We start from the raw sequence: 15,037 nt of genomic DNA on the forward strand, positions 1-15,037 counted from the left end.
ATGGAGACCGAGGACCTCCCGCAGATCACCCCGACGGTGATCAACAAGGGACCGAAGATCGTCTCGTTCGGCGGCGGACACGGCCTCTACGCCGCCCTGCGCGCCTTCCGCCTGCTCACGGAGTCGCTCACCGCCGTCGTCACCGTCGCCGACGACGGCGGCTCCTCGGGACGCCTGCGCGACGAGCTCGGGGGTCTGCCGCCCGGCGACCTGCGGATGGCTCTGGCCGCCCTCTGCGACGACGGCAACTGGGGGCGGACCTGGCGCGACGTCATCCAGCACCGCTTCGATTCCGACGGCGAACTCAACGGCCATGCCGTCGGCAACCTCCTCATCGCCGCCCTGTGGCAGATCCACGGCGACCACGTCGCCGGACTCGACTGGATGGCCAAGCTCCTGCGCGCCCACGGCCGGGTGCTGCCGATGTCGTCGGTGCCGCTGACGATCGAGGCCGACGTCCAGTTCCCCGGCTCCTTCCAGATCGTCCGCGGCCAGTCGGTGCTCGCCTCGACCCGCGGCCATGTCGAATCCGTGCGGCTCGACCCCGCGGACCCGCCCGCTCGCTACGAGACCGTCGAGGCCGTCGCCGAGGCCGACGTCCTCAACCTCGGGCCCGGATCGTGGTACACCTCCGTCATGCCGCACCTTCTCGTCCCCTCGCTCTCGGATGCGATCGTGCGCTCCCGAGCGGTGAAATCGCTCACCCTCAACCTCTCGGCCAGCGACGGTGAGACCCGGGACCTCAGCCTCGGCGAGCACCTCGTCTCCCTCCACCGTCACGCCCCGTCGCTCAGGCTCGACTACGTGCTCGTCGACGAAGCGACGATCGGCATCGAACCCGAGCTCGAACAGCGGGCGCGGGACATGTTCGACGCGAAACTCCGAGTGCATCCGCTCAGCTCCCGGCGGGCAGGCCAACATGACAGCCTCAAGCTCGCGGCATGCTACCGTGACATGTTGATCGACGCCGGGATCGGCGTCGAAGAGCAGTGGTAGGACGGATCCGTGCAGGAGGACGAACAATGGCATTGACCGCTCAGGTCAAGGACGAGCTGGCGAGGGTGAAGATCACCCGCACCTCGGCTCGGAAGGCCGAAGTGTCCTCGATCTTCCGCTTCTCCTCCGCTCTCCACCTCGTCAACGGCTCGATCGTGCTCGAGGCAGAGCTCGACACCGCGCAGGCCGCCAAGCGCCTGCGCAGCGAGATCAAGGAGCTCTACGGACAGTTCGCGGACATCGTCGTCATCAACGCCGCGGGACTGCGCCGCTCCAACCGCTATCTGCTGCGGGTGACCCGCGACGGCGGGGCGCTGGCCCGCCAGACCGGCCTCGTCGACAACCGCGGCCGTCCGGTGCGCGGACTGCCCTCGGCGATCGTCAACGGCTCGGTCGCCGACGCCGAAGCCGCGTGGCGGGGGGCCTTCCTCTCCCACGGCTCGCTCACCGAGCCCGGCCGCTCCTCGGCCCTCGAGGTCACCTGCCCCGGACCCGAAGCCGCGCTGGCTCTCGTCGGCGCCGCCCGCCGACTGGGACTGAGCGCGAAGGCCCGCGAGGTGCGCGGAGTCGACCGCGTCGTCATCCGCGACGGCGACGACATCGCCGCCCTGCTCACCCGGATGGGCTCCCACAACGCCGTCCTCGTCTGGGAGGAGCGGCGGATGCGCCGGGAGGTGCGGGCCACGGCCAACCGGCTCGCGAACTTCGACGATGCCAACCTGCGGCGCTCGGCCCGTGCCGCCGTGGCCGCCGGTGCCCGTGTCGAGCGGGCGCTGGAGATCCTCGGCGAGGACGTTCCCGAGCATCTGCGCTATGCCGGACAGCTGCGTGTCACCCACAAGCAGGCCTCCCTCGAGGAGCTCGGTCAGCTCGCCGACCCCCCGATGACGAAGGACGCAGTGGCCGGTCGGATCCGCCGCCTGCTCTCGACGGCCGACAAGCGAGCCGAAGAATTGGGAATTCCTGGGACTGAAGCCAGTCTCACTCCCGACATGCTCGAGGACCGATAGGATCGGGGCATGAGACGAATCGCTATCAACGGCTTCGGCCGTATCGGTCGTGCCCTCTTCCGTCTGTCCCTCGAACCCGATGCCGATTTCGAGGTCGTCGCCATCAACGACCTCACCGACACCGAGACCCTCGCCCACCTGCTGAAGTTCGACTCCGTATGGCCGCGCTTCGACCACACCGTGGAGGCCGAGGAGGACTCTCTCATCGTCGACGGGCGGGAGATCGCCGTCTTCTCGGAGAAGGACCCCGCCGCCATCGACTGGTCGTCGAAGGACGTCGAACTCGTCGTCGAATCCACCGGCATCTTCACCCGTCGTGATCAGGCCGAGGCCCACCTCGGCGGGACGGTGACGACCGTCGTCCTCTCCGCCCCCGGCAAGGACGTCGACGCGACGTTCGTCATGGGCGTCAACGAGGACACCTACGATCCGGAGAAGCACGAAGTCGTCTCCAACGCCTCGTGCACGACGAACTGCATGGCCACCGTCGTCAAGGCCCTCGACGACGCCGTCGGCGTCGAATCCGGACTCCTCAACACCGTCCACGCCTACACCGGCGATCAGAAGCTCGTCGACGGACCCCACCGGGATCTGCGCCGTGCCCGTGCGGCGGCGATGAACATCGTGCCGACGACGACGGGCGCCGCCCGCACCGTCGGCAAGGTCATGCCCCACCTCGAGGGCAAGCTCGACGGCTTCGCGATCCGCGTGCCCGTGCCCGCCGGGTCGATCATCGACTTCACGTTCACCCCGAAGAAGCCGGTGACCCGCGACGAGGTCAACGCGATCCTCGAGAAGGCCGCCGAGGACTCGCCCTACCTCGACTACACCACCGACGCCCTCGTGTCCTCCGACATCGTCGGCACCACCGCCTCGGCGATCGCCGACTCGGAGCTGACGATGGTCCTCGGCGACCAGGTCAAGGTCGTCGCGTGGTACGACAACGAGTGGGGATACTCGAACCGGCTCAAGGACATGGTCAGCTACCTGCTCAGCGAAAGGCCCCAATGAGGACATTCACCGACCCGTCGATCTTCGCGCACCGCACGGTGCTCGTCCGCAGCGATCTCAACGTCCCCATGGACGGGACGACGATCACGGACAGGGGGCGCATCCTCGCGTCCGCCGCGACGATCAGGTCACTCGCCGAGGCGGGAGCCCGAGTGATCGTCATCTCCCACCTCGGGCGCCCCAAGGGCGAACCCGACCCGCACTTCTCGCTCGCCCCGGTCGCCGGTGAGCTCGCCGAGGCGATCGGCCGCGACGTCGCCTTCGCCTCGGACACGGTCGGTGAGGATGCGAAGGCGAAGGTCGCCGAGCTCGGCGACGGCGACGTGCTTCTGCTGGAGAACCTCCGCTTCAACCCGGGGGAGACGTCGAAGGACGAATCCGAGCGGCGCGAGTTCGCCGGGCAGCTCGCCGCCTTCGCCGACGACTTCGTCTCCGACGGCTTCGGCGTCGTCCACCGCAAGCAGGCGTCGGTGTACGAACTCGCCGAGCTCCTCCCGCACTACGCGGGATCGCTCGTCCAGGCCGAGGTTGAGGTGAGCGACCGGCTCCTCAACGATCCGGCGCGCCCCTTCACCGTCGTCCTCGGCGGGTCGAAGGTCTCCGACAAGCTCGGTGTCATCGACAACCTCATCGCCCGCGCGGACAACCTCCTCATCGGCGGCGGCATGGTCTTCACGTTCCTCGCAGCGCTCGGCCACGACATCGGGTCGAGCCTCGTCGAAGAGGAGAAGATCGACGACGTCAAGGGCTACCTCGAGCGCGCCGAAGCCGGCGGGGCACGGATCATGCTGCCCACGGACATCGTCATGGCCGCATCCTTCGCCCCCGAAGCCGAGCACTGGGTCCGCCCCATCGACCGCCTCGTCGACACCCCGGCAGGAGACTCGGGACTCGGACTCGACATCGGACCCGACACCGCGGCCGCGTACGCGAAGGTCATCGCCGAGTCGGAGACCGTGTTCTGGAACGGTCCCATGGGCGTCTTCGAGTTCCCGGCCTTCGCCGAGGGCACGAAGACCGTCGCGGCGGCGCTCACCGCCTCGGCTCCCGGCGCTCCGGCCGACCGGCTCACCGTCGTCGGCGGTGGGGACTCCGCGGCCGCCGTCCGCGCACTCGGCTTCTCCGACAACGAATTCGGCCACATCTCCACCGGCGGCGGGGCCAGCCTCGAATACCTCGAAGGCAAGACCCTGCCCGGCATCGACGCTCTCGCGTGAGGACCGACCACCATGACTGACCGCACCCTGCTGCTCGCCGGCAACTGGAAGATGAACCACGACCACCTCGAGGCGATCTCGACCGTGCAGAAGCTCGCATGGGCTCTCGAGGACGCGAAGCTCGACGACTCGCAGTGCGAAGTCGTCGTCATCCCGCCCTTCACCGACATCCGCTCCGTGCAGACCCTCGTCCAGGGCGACAAGCTGTGGCTGCGCTACGGCGCCCAGGACGTCTCCCGCCACGAGCCGGGCGCCCACACCGGTGAGATCGCCGCGACGTTCCTCAGCCGGCTCGGCTGCACCTACGTCGTCGTCGGCCACAGTGAGCGCCGCGCCGACAACCACGAGACGAACGACGTCGTCGCTGCCAAGGTCAAGGCCGCTCTCGGCCACGACCTCGTGCCCATCCTCTGCGTCGGGGAGTCCCTCGACCAGCGGGAGGACGGCACACACGTCGAGTTCACGCTCGCCCAGCTCGAGGAGTCGCTGGCCGGACTCTCCGCCGAGGACCTGACCGGACTCGTCATCGCCTACGAACCCGTGTGGGCGATCGGGACGGGGAAGACCGCGACCGCCGAGGACGCCGCAGAGATGGCTGCGGCCATCCGGGGGTGGCTGCGGGAGATCTACGGCGACAGCCTCGCCGAATCGACACGGATCCTCTACGGAGGATCCGTGAAGACCGACAACGTCGCCGACATCCTCGTCTCCGACGACGTCGACGGTGCCCTCGTCGGGGGAGCGAGCCTGAGCGGGCCCGACTTCGCCGCTTTGTGCAAGGCCGCCGTCGGCCAGTAGACTGAACCGCAAATCCTCTGACAGAAACACAGGTTGAACTCGACGTGGAAATCCTCACCTTCGTTCTCATCGGCGTGCTCGTCCTCACGAGCATCTTCCTCACCCTGCTCATCCTCATGCACAAGGGCAAGGGCGGCGGCATGTCCGACATGTTCGGCGGCGGCATGTCGTCCTCCCTCGGGTCCTCCGGTGTGGCTGAGCGCAACCTCAACCGCTTCACCGCGCTGATGGCGATCGTCTGGGGCGCCTCGATCATCCTCCTCGGACTCATCACGCGCTTCTCCAGCTGATCAGCAGCGTCACGACGACGGCCCTCACCGTGATCGGTGAGGGCCGTCGTCTGCGTCTCCGCTGGGTCTGCGTCCCCGGTGGGGGAGTTCGGCTCAGTCGACGCCGTAGTGGTGGTGCGGCTCGATCGCTGTGATCGCCTGCCGCACCTGGTCGAGGCCACGGGCCCGGTCCGTGAGGTGGAGCCGGAGGACGGGACGTCCCCGCTCCCGCAGCGCCGCGGCGTCCCCCAGCGCCTGGGCGCGCTGGAGTTCTGCGAAGCCGTAGCCTCGGCCCGGTACCAGCAGCTCCGTCCGCGGGTCGGCTGTGATCTGGAGGAACACCCCGTTCGGGTGCCCGCCCTTGTGGTACTGACCCGTCGAGTGGAGGTAGCGGGGGCCGAAGCCGAACGTCGTCTGCACTCCCGCGTGCCGGGAGATGAGCGGGCGCAGATCGGCGGCCCCGGCGTCGCCGAGACGGTCGAGGTAGGCCTGGACGCCGATGTAGCCGTACTCGTCGACGCTGTCGAAGAGCTCGCGCAGGGCGCCGACGAGGTCGGTCGCCTCGTCGACGTCGCCGTAGACCTCGACATCGCCGTCGGCGAACACGGGGTACTCGTCATTCTGCGCACCCTGGTCGAGGGCCGCGCGGGCGAACGCCTTCGCCGCCTCGACGTCGGGCTGGTCGAACGGGTCGACGCCGATGCTGTACCCGGCGACCGCGGTGGCGAACTCCCAGAAGAGGAACTGCTCACCGAGGTCGCCGTCGACGACGGCGTTGAAACCCGAGGGCGCCCCGAAGTCGGCATCCGAGCCGAGGGTGCAGAGCACCGCGTCGGCACGGGCGTCGGCGAAGCCGATGTCGCCGGGACCGTCGACGACGACGGGGAGGATGCCCTGCCCGTCCTTGCCGAGCGACTCCGCGACAAGCTGTTCGACCCACGCCCCGAGCCCGCGCAGCGCAGGTGAGGTGTCGGCGAGGACGAGCTTCTCCGTCGCCCGCGCGTGGGCGATGCCGAGCCATGTGCCGAAGCGCAGCGCCGGATTGTCCTCGCTGTCGAGGGTGAGGTCGGAGGAGATCGCGGCCGCGGAGGCGACGATCTGCCGGACATCGACGCCGGCGAGACCCGCGGGAACGAGCCCGAAGGGGGAGAGGGCGCTGAAACGGCCCCCGACCGAAGGATCGCCGTGGAACGTCGCGAGGTAACCCTGCTCGGTCGCCAGGGCGTCGAGTTCGGTGCCCGGATCCGTGATCGCGATGAACCGGGAGGCCGGGTCGATGCCGACGGCCTCGAACGCCGCGGCGAAGGCCCGCCGGATCGCGTCGGTCTCGATCGTCGTCCCCGACTTCGAGGCGATGACGAGGACGGTGTGGTCGAGGTCGGTGCCGATCGCCTCGGCGACCTGATTGGGATCGGTCGAATCGACGATCTCGAGGTCGACGCCGGCGGCCGTGGCCATCACCTCGGGGGCCAGCGACGACCCGCCCATGCCGGTGAGGCTGATCGAACGCAGCCCGGCACCGGCGAGGCGCTCCCGCAGCTCCTCGATCTCGGTGAGCAGCTCCTCGGCGCGTGAGGGGAGATCCACCCAGCCGAGGCGGTCACCGGCGACGGCGGCGTCGGTGAACACCGTCCCGTCGCGGTCGGCGATGCGCGAGGGCACGCGATCGGCGAGCAGCCGGGCGATCTCGGCGTCGAACTCCGCGGAGACGGGGACGCTCAGCTCGACTCTCATGTGCGCTCCAATGCCCGCTTCACGGTGTTCTGGAGTTCGCTCCAGCTGACGTCGAACTTCTCCAGCCCCTCGGTCTCGAGCACCCTCATCACGTCGGCGTAGTCGATGCCGAGGCGGGCGAGCTGATCGAAGACCTCGTCGGCGGCGCGGTAGTCCTCGGGGGAGATCGCGGCACCGACCTCGCCATGGTCGTCGAAGGCCCGCAGCGTCGCCTCGGGCATCGTGTTCACGGTGTCCGGCGCGACGAGCCCGGTGACGTACATCGTGTCCGGGTAGTCGGGGTTCTTCACCCCGGTCGAGGCCCAGAGCAGGCGCTGCGGCCTCGCTCCGGCGAGTTCGAGCACGCGGAAGCGCTCCGAGGTGAAGAGCTGGGAGTGGATCTCGTGGGCGAGGATGCAGTTGGCGATGCCCGCCCGGCCCGCGAGCTCCGCGGCGGCGGGATCGTCGAGCTTGCCCAGCCGGGCATCGATCTCCGCATCGACGCGGGAGACGAAGATCGAGGCGACCGACCGGATGGTCGAGAGGTCGTGGCCTGCCGCCCGCGCCTTCTCGAGTCCCTGGAGGTAGGCCTCGACGACGTGCCGGTAGCGGGTGAGCGAGAAGACGAGGGTGACGTTGACGCTGATGCCCGCACCGATGGTGTCGGCGATCGCTGACAGCCCCTCTTCGGTCGCGGGGATCTTGATCATCGCGTTGGGCTCGCCCACGCGCTCCCACATGATCTTCGCCGCCGTCGCCGTGCCCGCGGTGTCACGGGCGAGCGGGGGAGGGACCTCGATCGAGACGCGGCCGTCGGCGCCGTCCGTGGCGTCATAGACGGGGCGGAGCAGACGGGCCGCAGCGGCGACGTCGGAGGTCGTCAGGGACTCGATGGCCTCCTCGGCGTCGGCTCCGGCGGCCGCGAGCTCGCGCAGCGCCCCGTCGTAGGAGTCGGAGCCGGCGATCGCGGTGGCGAAGATCGTCGGGTTCGTCGTCACTCCGACGACGTTCTTCGTCTCGACGAGCTCCTGGAGGTCACCGGTCTCGAGCCGGGTCCGTGACAGGTCGTCGAGCCAGACGGAGACCCCTGATTCGGACAGGCGGGTGAGGTTCTCGCTCATGCTTCTCCCTTCGCTGCGGAGATGGACTCCTCGGCCGCGGTGACGACCGCGTCGGCGGTGATGCCGAACTTCTCGTAGAGCGTCTGGTAGTCCGCCGAGGCTCCGAAGTGCTCGATGGACACGGCGCGGCCGGCATCGCCGAGGTAGCGGTGCCAGCTCATCGCCGAGGCGGCCTCGACGCTCACGCGCGCCTTGAGGGCGCGGGGGAGGACTGCCTCACGGTAGTCCTCGGGCTGGGCGTCGAACCATTCCTGGCTCGGCATCGAGACGACCCTGGTCGCGATGCCTCTGCTCTGCAGCTCCTCGGCCGCGGCGAGGGCGAGCTGGACCTCGGAGCCGGTGGCGATGATCGCGACCTGCGGGTCGTCGGCGGTGTCGTGGAGGACGTAGCCGCCGCGGGCCGCCTCGGAGGCCGGAGCGTACTTCGTCCGGTCGAGGACGGGGACGTTCTGGCGGGTGAGGACGAGACCCGTGGGGCCGTCGGTGCGCTCGAGGATCTTCCGCCACACGACGGAGGTCTCGTTGGCGTCCGCGGGACGGACGACGTCGAGTCCCGGGATCGCGCGCAGGGCCGAGAGGTGCTCGATGGGCTGGTGGGTCGGCCCGTCCTCGCCGAGCCCGATCGAGTCGTGCGTCCAGACGAAGATGTTCGGCAGCTCCTGGAGCGCGGCCAGGCGCACGGCTGGTCGCTGGTAGTCGCTGAAGACGAGGAAGGTGCCGTTGTACGGGCGGGTGCCGCCGTGGAGGGCGATGCCGTTGCCGATGAGCCCGGCGGAGAACTCGCGGACGCCGAAGTGGATGTTGCGTCCGTAGGGGTTGCCGGTGAAGGTGTCGGTCGACCGGTGCTCGGGCAGGAAGCTCGGATCGTCCTTGATGAGGGTGTTGTTCGATCCGGCGAGGTCGGCCGAACCGCCCCAGAGTTCGGGCATCCGTGCGGCGATCGCGTTGAGGACCTTGCCGGAGGCGGCGCGGGTCGCGATCCCCTTCTCGTCGGCGTCGAAGACGGGGAAGTCCGCGTCGAGGCCCTCGGGCAGGCTGCGGGTGGACAGGCGCTCGAAGAGCTGCGCGCGCTCGGCGTTGGCGTTCTTCCACTCTTCGAACTTCTTATTCCAGGCCAGGTGTGCCTCGCGTCCGCGCTCCCGGGCGGCACGCGTGTGCTCGAGCACTTCGGGGGCGATCGCGAACTTCTCATCGGGGTCGAAGCCGAGGACCTCCTTGGTCGCCCGCACCTCGTCCTCGCCGAGGGCAGAGCCATGGGAGGCCCCAGTGTTCTGGGCGTTCGGGGCCGGCCACGCGATGACCGTCGAGAGGCGGATGAAGGACGGGCGAGGATCGGCCTTCGCGGCCTCGACGGCCGCGTGGAGGGCGTCGATGTCCTCGGTGTACTCACCGCCGGCGGTGAAGTCGACGTGCTGGACGTGCCAGCCGTAGGCCTCGTAGCGGGCTGCGGTGTCCTCGCCGAAGGCGATGGCCGTGTCGTCCTCGATGGAGATGCGGTTGTCGTCCCAGATGACGAGGAGGTTCGAGAGCTCCTGGGTGCCGGCCAGCGACGAGGCCTCACCGGAGACGCCCTCCTCCATGTCCCCGTCTGAGGCGAGGACGACGATCTGGTGGTCGAACGGCGAGGTGCCGGGAGCCGCATCGGGGTCGAAGAGTCCGCGTTCGCGACGGGCGGCCATGGCCATGCCCACCGCCGAGGCGACACCGGAGCCGAGCGGTCCCGTGGTGATCTCGACACCCGGGGTGTGCCCGACCTCGGGATGGCCGGGAGTGAGCGAACCCCATGTGCGCAGCGCCTTGAGATCATCGAGTTCGAGGCCGAACCCGGCGAGGTAGAGCTGGACGTACTGGGTGAGCGAGCTGTGTCCCAGGGAGAGGACGAAGCGGTCGCGTCCGGCCCACGACGGATCGGCCGGATCGAGGGTGAGCGCGTGATGGTAGAGGTAGTAGGCGACGGGAGCGAGGCTCATCGCGGTGCCGGGGTGACCGCTGCCGGCCTTCTGCACGGCGTCGGCGGCGAGGAGGCGGGCGGTGTCGACTGCGCGGGAGTCGAGGTCTGTCCAGGACAGGGTTGTCATGTCGTCGAGTGATCCTTCACATCGGGGCGGTGCGTCCACTCAAACTCTACCGCGCACCGGCGCGGTCCTCAGGCCTGCGCCACCCTGTGATATTCCTGGAGGTCACGACATGCGCAGTGCGGCACGAGAGGCACCGCGAGGCGAGAAGGAGACCTCATCCCCACCGACCCCGATACCCGCAGGTCCCGCAGACCCGGGCCCCGCACTGCGCTCGCGGCCCGCATCATCGGCACCGGACTGCCCGTGCTCTTCATGCTCGGGCAGATCGTCGTCGCCGGCTGGTTCATCGCTCCCTTCGGCACCGAGTGGTCCGATGCCGTAGCCGTCTCCGACGCGGTGCTCGGCTGGATCGCCGTCGTCCTGCCGGGGGCGAGTCCCTTCGTCGCCGTCCTCGTCGTCCTCGTCTTCGCCCGACCGGCCGGGCTCATCTGGTGGTCGGGCGTGGTCTTCACGGTGCTCGCCGGTGCGTTCGGCCTCTGGGTCGATGTCGACATGCTCACACTCGACGATCCCCTCGCCGCACTCGGCTTCTTCTTCCTGCCCGCCTACCAGTGGGCCGTTCTCCTCCCCGCCGCGCTGATCATGGGAGTCATCGTCGGCGTGCGCCGTCGTCGACGCGAGCGCGGGGACCTCCGGGACGACAGGGAGACTCGCCGGACCCCAACTGGCAATTCGTTCGACAGAGGGTAGAATCGGGCAAGTGAGTGAACTTCGTCAGACCCCGGACACGCAGAGCGAACGACCCCTGCAGAGGACCATCGACGAAGCTCGACACTCGAAGCGACCCCGCTCGATCATCGGCGCCTACATCGCGCTGACGAAGCCCCGGGTCATCGAACTCCTCCTCGTCACGACCGCGCCGGTGATGTTCCTCGCCGCCCGCGGCATGCCGGATCTCTGGCTCGTGCTCAACACCCTCATCGGCGGGGCCGCAGCGGCCGCCTCGGCGTCGGTGTTCAACTGCTACGTCGACCGCGACATCGACGCGAAGATGGATCGGACGAAGCACCGACCGCTCGTCACCGGGGAGATCTCACCCAGGGCTGCGCTCATCTTCGCCGTCGTCCTCGGCCTCGGCTCGATCTTCTGGCTCGGCGGCTTCACGAACTGGATGGCCGCGGGCCTGACCGCATGTGCGATCTTCCTCTACGCGGTCTTCTACACACTCATCCTCAAGCGCCGGACCACGCAGAACATCGTGTGGGGCGGTGCCGCCGGGTGCATGCCCGTGCTCATCGGCTGGTCCGCGGTCACCGGGGGACTGTCGTGGGAGCCGCTCATCCTCTTCCTCGTCATCTTCTTCTGGACGCCCCCGCACTACTGGCCGCTGGCGATCAAGTACAAAGCGGACTATGACGCCGCCGAGGTGCCGATGCTGCCCTCGAAGGTCCCGCCGACCTCGGTGGGCCGGCAGATGATCCTCTACACGTGGGCGATGGTCCTCACCTCGCTCGCACTCATCCCGGTCGCCCCGATGGGTCCGGTCTACGCCGCGGTCGCCGTCCTCGCCGGAGCCTGGTTCCTCTGGTCGTGCTACGCGCTCGTCTCCCGGGCGAAGAAGGGCCTCTACGGCACCTCACTGCGGGCGATGAAGGTCTTCCACGGCTCGATCACGTACCTCTCGCTGCTCTTCCTCGCCGTGGCCGTCGACCCGTTCGTCACTCCGCTGCTGCCCAGTCTCTGGTGACCGGCCGCGGGCCGCGCTGACCACCCCTGCCTGGGGGTGAGCCTCCGGTGATGGGCCTCAGCCGGCCGCGACGAGGTCGGCGATGACGATCTTCTTCATCCCCATGAGGGCGCGCACCTGTGCGTCGCCGGTCATCAGCTCGTCGAGGTTCTTCGGCACGATCTGCCAGCTGATCCCGTAGCGATCCTTGAGCCAGCCGCACTGCTCGGACTCCGGGACGGCCGAGAGCGCCTGCCAGTAATGGTCGATCTCCGCCTGGTCCGCGCATTCGACGGTGAGCGAGATCGCCTCGTTGAAGGTGAAGGCGGGTCCGCCGTCGAGGCAGATGAAGCGGTTGCCGTCGAGTTCGAAGACCCCCGTGATGACCTTGCCGCGCATCCCGGCGAAGTGCTCGTCGAGGCTCTCGTCCGGGTAGCGTTCGATCGAGACGATGCGGGAGTTCGGGAAGACGGAGCAGTAGAACTCCATCGCCTCCTCGGCGCGGTCAGTGAACCAGAGACACGGAACGATCGGCGTCGGCATGGACTCTCCTCGGGTAGGCGCTGTCGAGCACAGCGACACTGGCTGCGATCGTAGCCGAGAGTCCGATCATATGGAATGCCACGAGGACGATGGGGACGCCGAGGAAGTACTGCGCATAGCCGATGACGCCTTGGGCGATCTCGACGACGAGGAGGACGACGAGCGGGGCGACCATCGGGGCCCACCGTCTGCGCGCATAGAGCAGTGCCGTGATCGTCGCGGCGACGAGCAGCCACACGGGCAGGGCGTGCAGACGCGTGACCCAGACGTTGTCGAGTCCGTTGCGGGTCGAGATCGTCGATCCTGAGTGCGGCCCGGCACCCGTGGTGAGCACGCCGAAGAGGACGATGACCGCGGTGAGGACGAGGATGATCCAGCCGAGCGCCGGAAGCGGGTTCGGCGCCTTCTCACCCGTGCGCACCCCGGTGTCGTACGTGCGACGGACGAAGTAGGCGGCGACGCCGACGGCGATGGCCGAGGGGACGAAGTGGCCGGCGACGACCCACGGGTTGAGCTTCGTCCACACGGTGATCCCGCCCATCACCGCCTGGACCGGGACGATGGCAGTGAGTCCGATGTTGAGCCAGAAGAGGTCCGGGCGGGCCTTGCGGTGCTTCCAGAGGAGGACGAGGATGGCCACGCCGAGGAGGGCGAGAAGAACCGCGAGGGTGCGGTTGCCGAATTCGATGGCGCCGTGGATGCCCATCGCCTTCGTCGCCACGAACGAGTCCGGGGTGCACTTCGGCCAGTCGGTGCAGCCGAGGCCCGAACCGGTGAGGCGGACGATGCCGCCGGTGAAGATGATGCCTGCCTGGGCGATGAGCATGGCCCAGGCGGCGATGCGGATCCTGTTCACTTCTCTCCTCATTCGAAACGGAACCACCTGCGTGCGGCAAGCGCTCCCACGATGCCCCAGACGAGGAGCACGATCAATGCCTTGACATCCCAGCCGCCGCCCACGCTCGCCCGCAGCGCGTCGCCGAGCGCCCCGGAGGGCAGGTAGCCGACGACGGTGCCCCATTCCCCGGTCCCGGGTAGGACGAGCCCGCCGCCGCCGGCCATGAGCACCCACACGAGGTTGGCCGCCCCGAGCGTCGCCTCCGCCCGCAGGGTCCCGGCCATGAGCAGTCCGAGCGCGAGCAGGGTGGCCGTGCCGAGTACGGTGGCGACGATGAGCGGGAGGACGTGGACGGGGCCGGTGAAGCCGAACATGCACGCGATGGCGAAGGCGAGGGCGTACTGGATGAGCACGACGACGATGACGGCTCCGAGCTTGCCGAGGATGAGGCCCGTCGTGCCCAGCGGCGTCGTCGCGAGCTGGGCGAGGACTCCGTAGCGGCGGTCGAAGGCCGTGGCGATGGCCTGCCCGGTGAACGCCGTCGAGGCGAGGCAGAGTCCGAGCGTGCCCGGCAGGGCGATGCTCAGCCGGTCCCCACCCGCGGGGATCGCGCCGAGCGCCTCGAGCAGCGGGGTCGTCGTGAGGAAGACGAGCAGGCCGAGCGGAAGGATGAGGGCGAGGAGGAGCTGTTCGCCGTTGCGCAGCACCGCGACCGTCTCGAAGCGGGCCTGGGAGAGCACACGGCGTGCCCGCATGCCCCGGACGCGGGGGATCTCGAGCGTGCTCATCGCAGGGGCCTCCCGGTGAGTTCGAAGAAGACGTCGGAGAGCGACTGCGACTGCATCGCGATGTCCCCGATCGTCAGTCCCGCCTCGGCGATGACCGCGCACAGGCCGGCGATGCGGGTGCTGTCGAGGCTGCCGGAGGCGATGACGAGGGTGCCCTGGACGGTGGTCGGGGCGACGGCGCTGAGCGACTCGGACAGGTGCCTGCCCGCCTCGGAGAGCGGATCGGGGGCGTCGGGGACGGTGATGACGAGGCGGCGGCCGACGCCCGAGGAGCTGCGCAGCTCCTCAGGGGCGCCGCGGGCGATGATCCGACCGCGGTCGATGACGACGATGTCATCGGCAAGCAGCTCCGCCTCGGCGAGGTCATGGGTGGTGAGTACGACGGCGACACCGGAGGCGGCGAGATCCCTGATGACGTCGTGGACGACCTCCCGGGCCTGCGGGTCGAGACCGGCGCTCGGCTCGTCGAGGAAGACGATGCGGGGACGGCCGATGAGAGCTGCGGCGAGTGCCACCCGCTGCCTCTGCCCTCCCGAGAGGCGGCGGATCGACCGCCCGGCGAACTCCGGGATGCCGAGGACGCCTGCGAGTTCGCTCAGCGGACGCGGATCGGCGTAGAGGGAGGCGAGGTGGCGCAGCACGGCCATCGGCTTCGCGCTCATCGGCAGTCCGCCGTCCTGGAGCATGACGCCGGCGAGCTGGGACGTCTCCTCGTGGCGCCGGTAGGGATCGAGACCGAAGATCTCGACGGTTCCCGCATCGGGCCGCCTCGTGCCCACCGCGAGCGAGATCGTCGTCGACTTGCCCGCACCGTTGGGTCCGAGGACGCCGAGCACCGACCCGACGCTCGCCTCGAGGTCGATGCCGTCGACGACCTGGTGTGCCCCGTACGCATAGCGGAGTCCACGGATGGTGAGAGCCGATTGAACCACCCGTACATTCTACGACCCGTCGAATGGTCCTGCCTAAACGGGCGGGGGAGTTAGGCT

At 69.1% G+C, this 15,037-nt stretch carries 15 protein-coding genes; 8 read left to right on the forward strand and 7 right to left on the reverse strand.

The annotated features are described in order from the left end of the window. From BC102111_RS05095 to secG, 6 genes are read left to right on the forward strand one after another with little or no spacing between them, the layout of a single operon-like run. Entirely contained in the window at positions 1–996 is a 996-nt protein-coding gene (locus tag BC102111_RS05095; RefSeq protein WP_009377203.1) for a gluconeogenesis factor YvcK family protein, read from the forward strand. Between the two features lie 26 nt (positions 997–1,022). Beyond that, complete coding sequence (whiA, locus tag BC102111_RS05100; RefSeq protein WP_009377204.1) at positions 1,023–2,006, forward strand: DNA-binding protein WhiA; 984 nt, start codon at positions 1,023–1,025, stop codon at positions 2,004–2,006. A 9-nt stretch (positions 2,007–2,015) separates the two neighbouring features. Beyond that, positions 2,016–3,017 carry a type I glyceraldehyde-3-phosphate dehydrogenase gene (gene gap / locus BC102111_RS05105; protein ID WP_009377205.1) on the forward strand — a complete coding sequence of 334 codons (1,002 nt, stop codon included), beginning with the start codon at positions 2,016–2,018 and terminating at the stop codon, positions 3,015–3,017. Beyond that, positions 3,014–4,234: a phosphoglycerate kinase gene (locus BC102111_RS05110; RefSeq protein ID WP_009377206.1), complete on the forward strand. Its 1,221-nt coding sequence runs from the start codon at positions 3,014–3,016 to the stop codon at positions 4,232–4,234. The genes gap and BC102111_RS05110 overlap by 4 nt, the downstream gene beginning before the upstream one ends. 12 nt (positions 4,235–4,246) lie before the next feature. Beyond that, positions 4,247–5,032, forward strand: coding sequence for a triose-phosphate isomerase (tpiA, locus tag BC102111_RS05115; protein ID WP_063250272.1), 786 nt, complete (start codon positions 4,247–4,249; stop codon positions 5,030–5,032). A 44-nt stretch (positions 5,033–5,076) separates the two neighbouring features. Beyond that, positions 5,077–5,322, forward strand: coding sequence for a preprotein translocase subunit SecG (gene secG, locus BC102111_RS05120; protein ID WP_009377208.1), 246 nt, complete (start codon positions 5,077–5,079; stop codon positions 5,320–5,322). Positions 5,323–5,415: 93 nt separating this feature from the next. Here secG and BC102111_RS05125 read toward each other — a convergent pair whose 3' ends face one another. The 3 genes from BC102111_RS05125 to tkt are packed head-to-tail and all read right to left on the reverse strand — an operon-like array spanning position 5,416 to position 10,213. Continuing rightward, positions 5,416–7,035, reverse strand: coding sequence for a phosphoglucose isomerase-related protein (locus tag BC102111_RS05125; protein WP_009377209.1), 1,620 nt, complete (start codon positions 7,033–7,035; stop codon positions 5,416–5,418). Next, complete coding sequence (gene tal / locus BC102111_RS05130) at positions 7,032–8,135, reverse strand: transaldolase (protein WP_063250273.1); 1,104 nt, start codon at positions 8,133–8,135, stop codon at positions 7,032–7,034. Before tal ends, BC102111_RS05125 begins: the two co-directional genes overlap by 4 nt. Then, positions 8,132–10,213, reverse strand: a complete 2,082-nt coding sequence (gene tkt, locus BC102111_RS05135) for a transketolase (protein ID WP_009377211.1) — start codon at positions 10,211–10,213, stop codon at positions 8,132–8,134. The genes tal and tkt overlap by 4 nt, the downstream gene beginning before the upstream one ends. 243 nt (positions 10,214–10,456) lie before the next feature. On the opposite strand from tkt, the gene BC102111_RS05140 reads away from it, so the two are divergent. Both BC102111_RS05140 and BC102111_RS05145 read left to right on the forward strand, forming a co-directional pair. Then, positions 10,457–10,903, forward strand: a complete 447-nt coding sequence (locus BC102111_RS05140) for a hypothetical protein (protein WP_009377213.1) — start codon at positions 10,457–10,459, stop codon at positions 10,901–10,903. 10 nt (positions 10,904–10,913) lie between these two features. Next, positions 10,914–11,900, forward strand: a complete 987-nt coding sequence (locus BC102111_RS05145) for a heme o synthase (RefSeq protein ID WP_009377215.1) — start codon at positions 10,914–10,916, stop codon at positions 11,898–11,900. Positions 11,901–11,957: 57 nt separating this feature from the next. On the opposite strand, the gene BC102111_RS05150 is transcribed toward BC102111_RS05145, so the two are convergent. The 4 genes from BC102111_RS05150 to BC102111_RS05165 are packed head-to-tail and all read right to left on the reverse strand — an operon-like array spanning position 11,958 to position 14,980. After that, entirely contained in the window at positions 11,958–12,422 is a 465-nt protein-coding gene (locus BC102111_RS05150) for a VOC family protein (RefSeq protein ID WP_009377217.1), read from the reverse strand. Further along, positions 12,385–13,278: a COX15/CtaA family protein gene (locus tag BC102111_RS05155; RefSeq protein WP_009377218.1), complete on the reverse strand. Its 894-nt coding sequence runs from the start codon at positions 13,276–13,278 to the stop codon at positions 12,385–12,387. Before BC102111_RS05155 ends, BC102111_RS05150 begins: the two co-directional genes overlap by 38 nt. Before the next feature lie 8 nt (positions 13,279–13,286). After that, the gene (locus BC102111_RS05160; protein ID WP_009377220.1) at positions 13,287–14,048 is read right to left on the reverse strand and encodes an ABC transporter permease; all 762 of its coding nucleotides are present in this window, start codon (positions 14,046–14,048) and stop codon (positions 13,287–13,289) included. Continuing rightward, positions 14,045–14,980, reverse strand: a complete 936-nt coding sequence (locus BC102111_RS05165) for an ABC transporter ATP-binding protein (RefSeq protein WP_009377222.1) — start codon at positions 14,978–14,980, stop codon at positions 14,045–14,047. Before BC102111_RS05165 ends, BC102111_RS05160 begins: the two co-directional genes overlap by 4 nt. Positions 14,981–15,037 lie beyond the last annotated feature (57 nt).

The sequence above is a fragment of the Brevibacterium casei CIP 102111 genome, assembly GCF_900169275.1.
In the GTDB taxonomy this organism is placed as follows: Bacteria; Actinomycetota; Actinomycetes; order Actinomycetales; family Brevibacteriaceae; genus Brevibacterium; species Brevibacterium casei.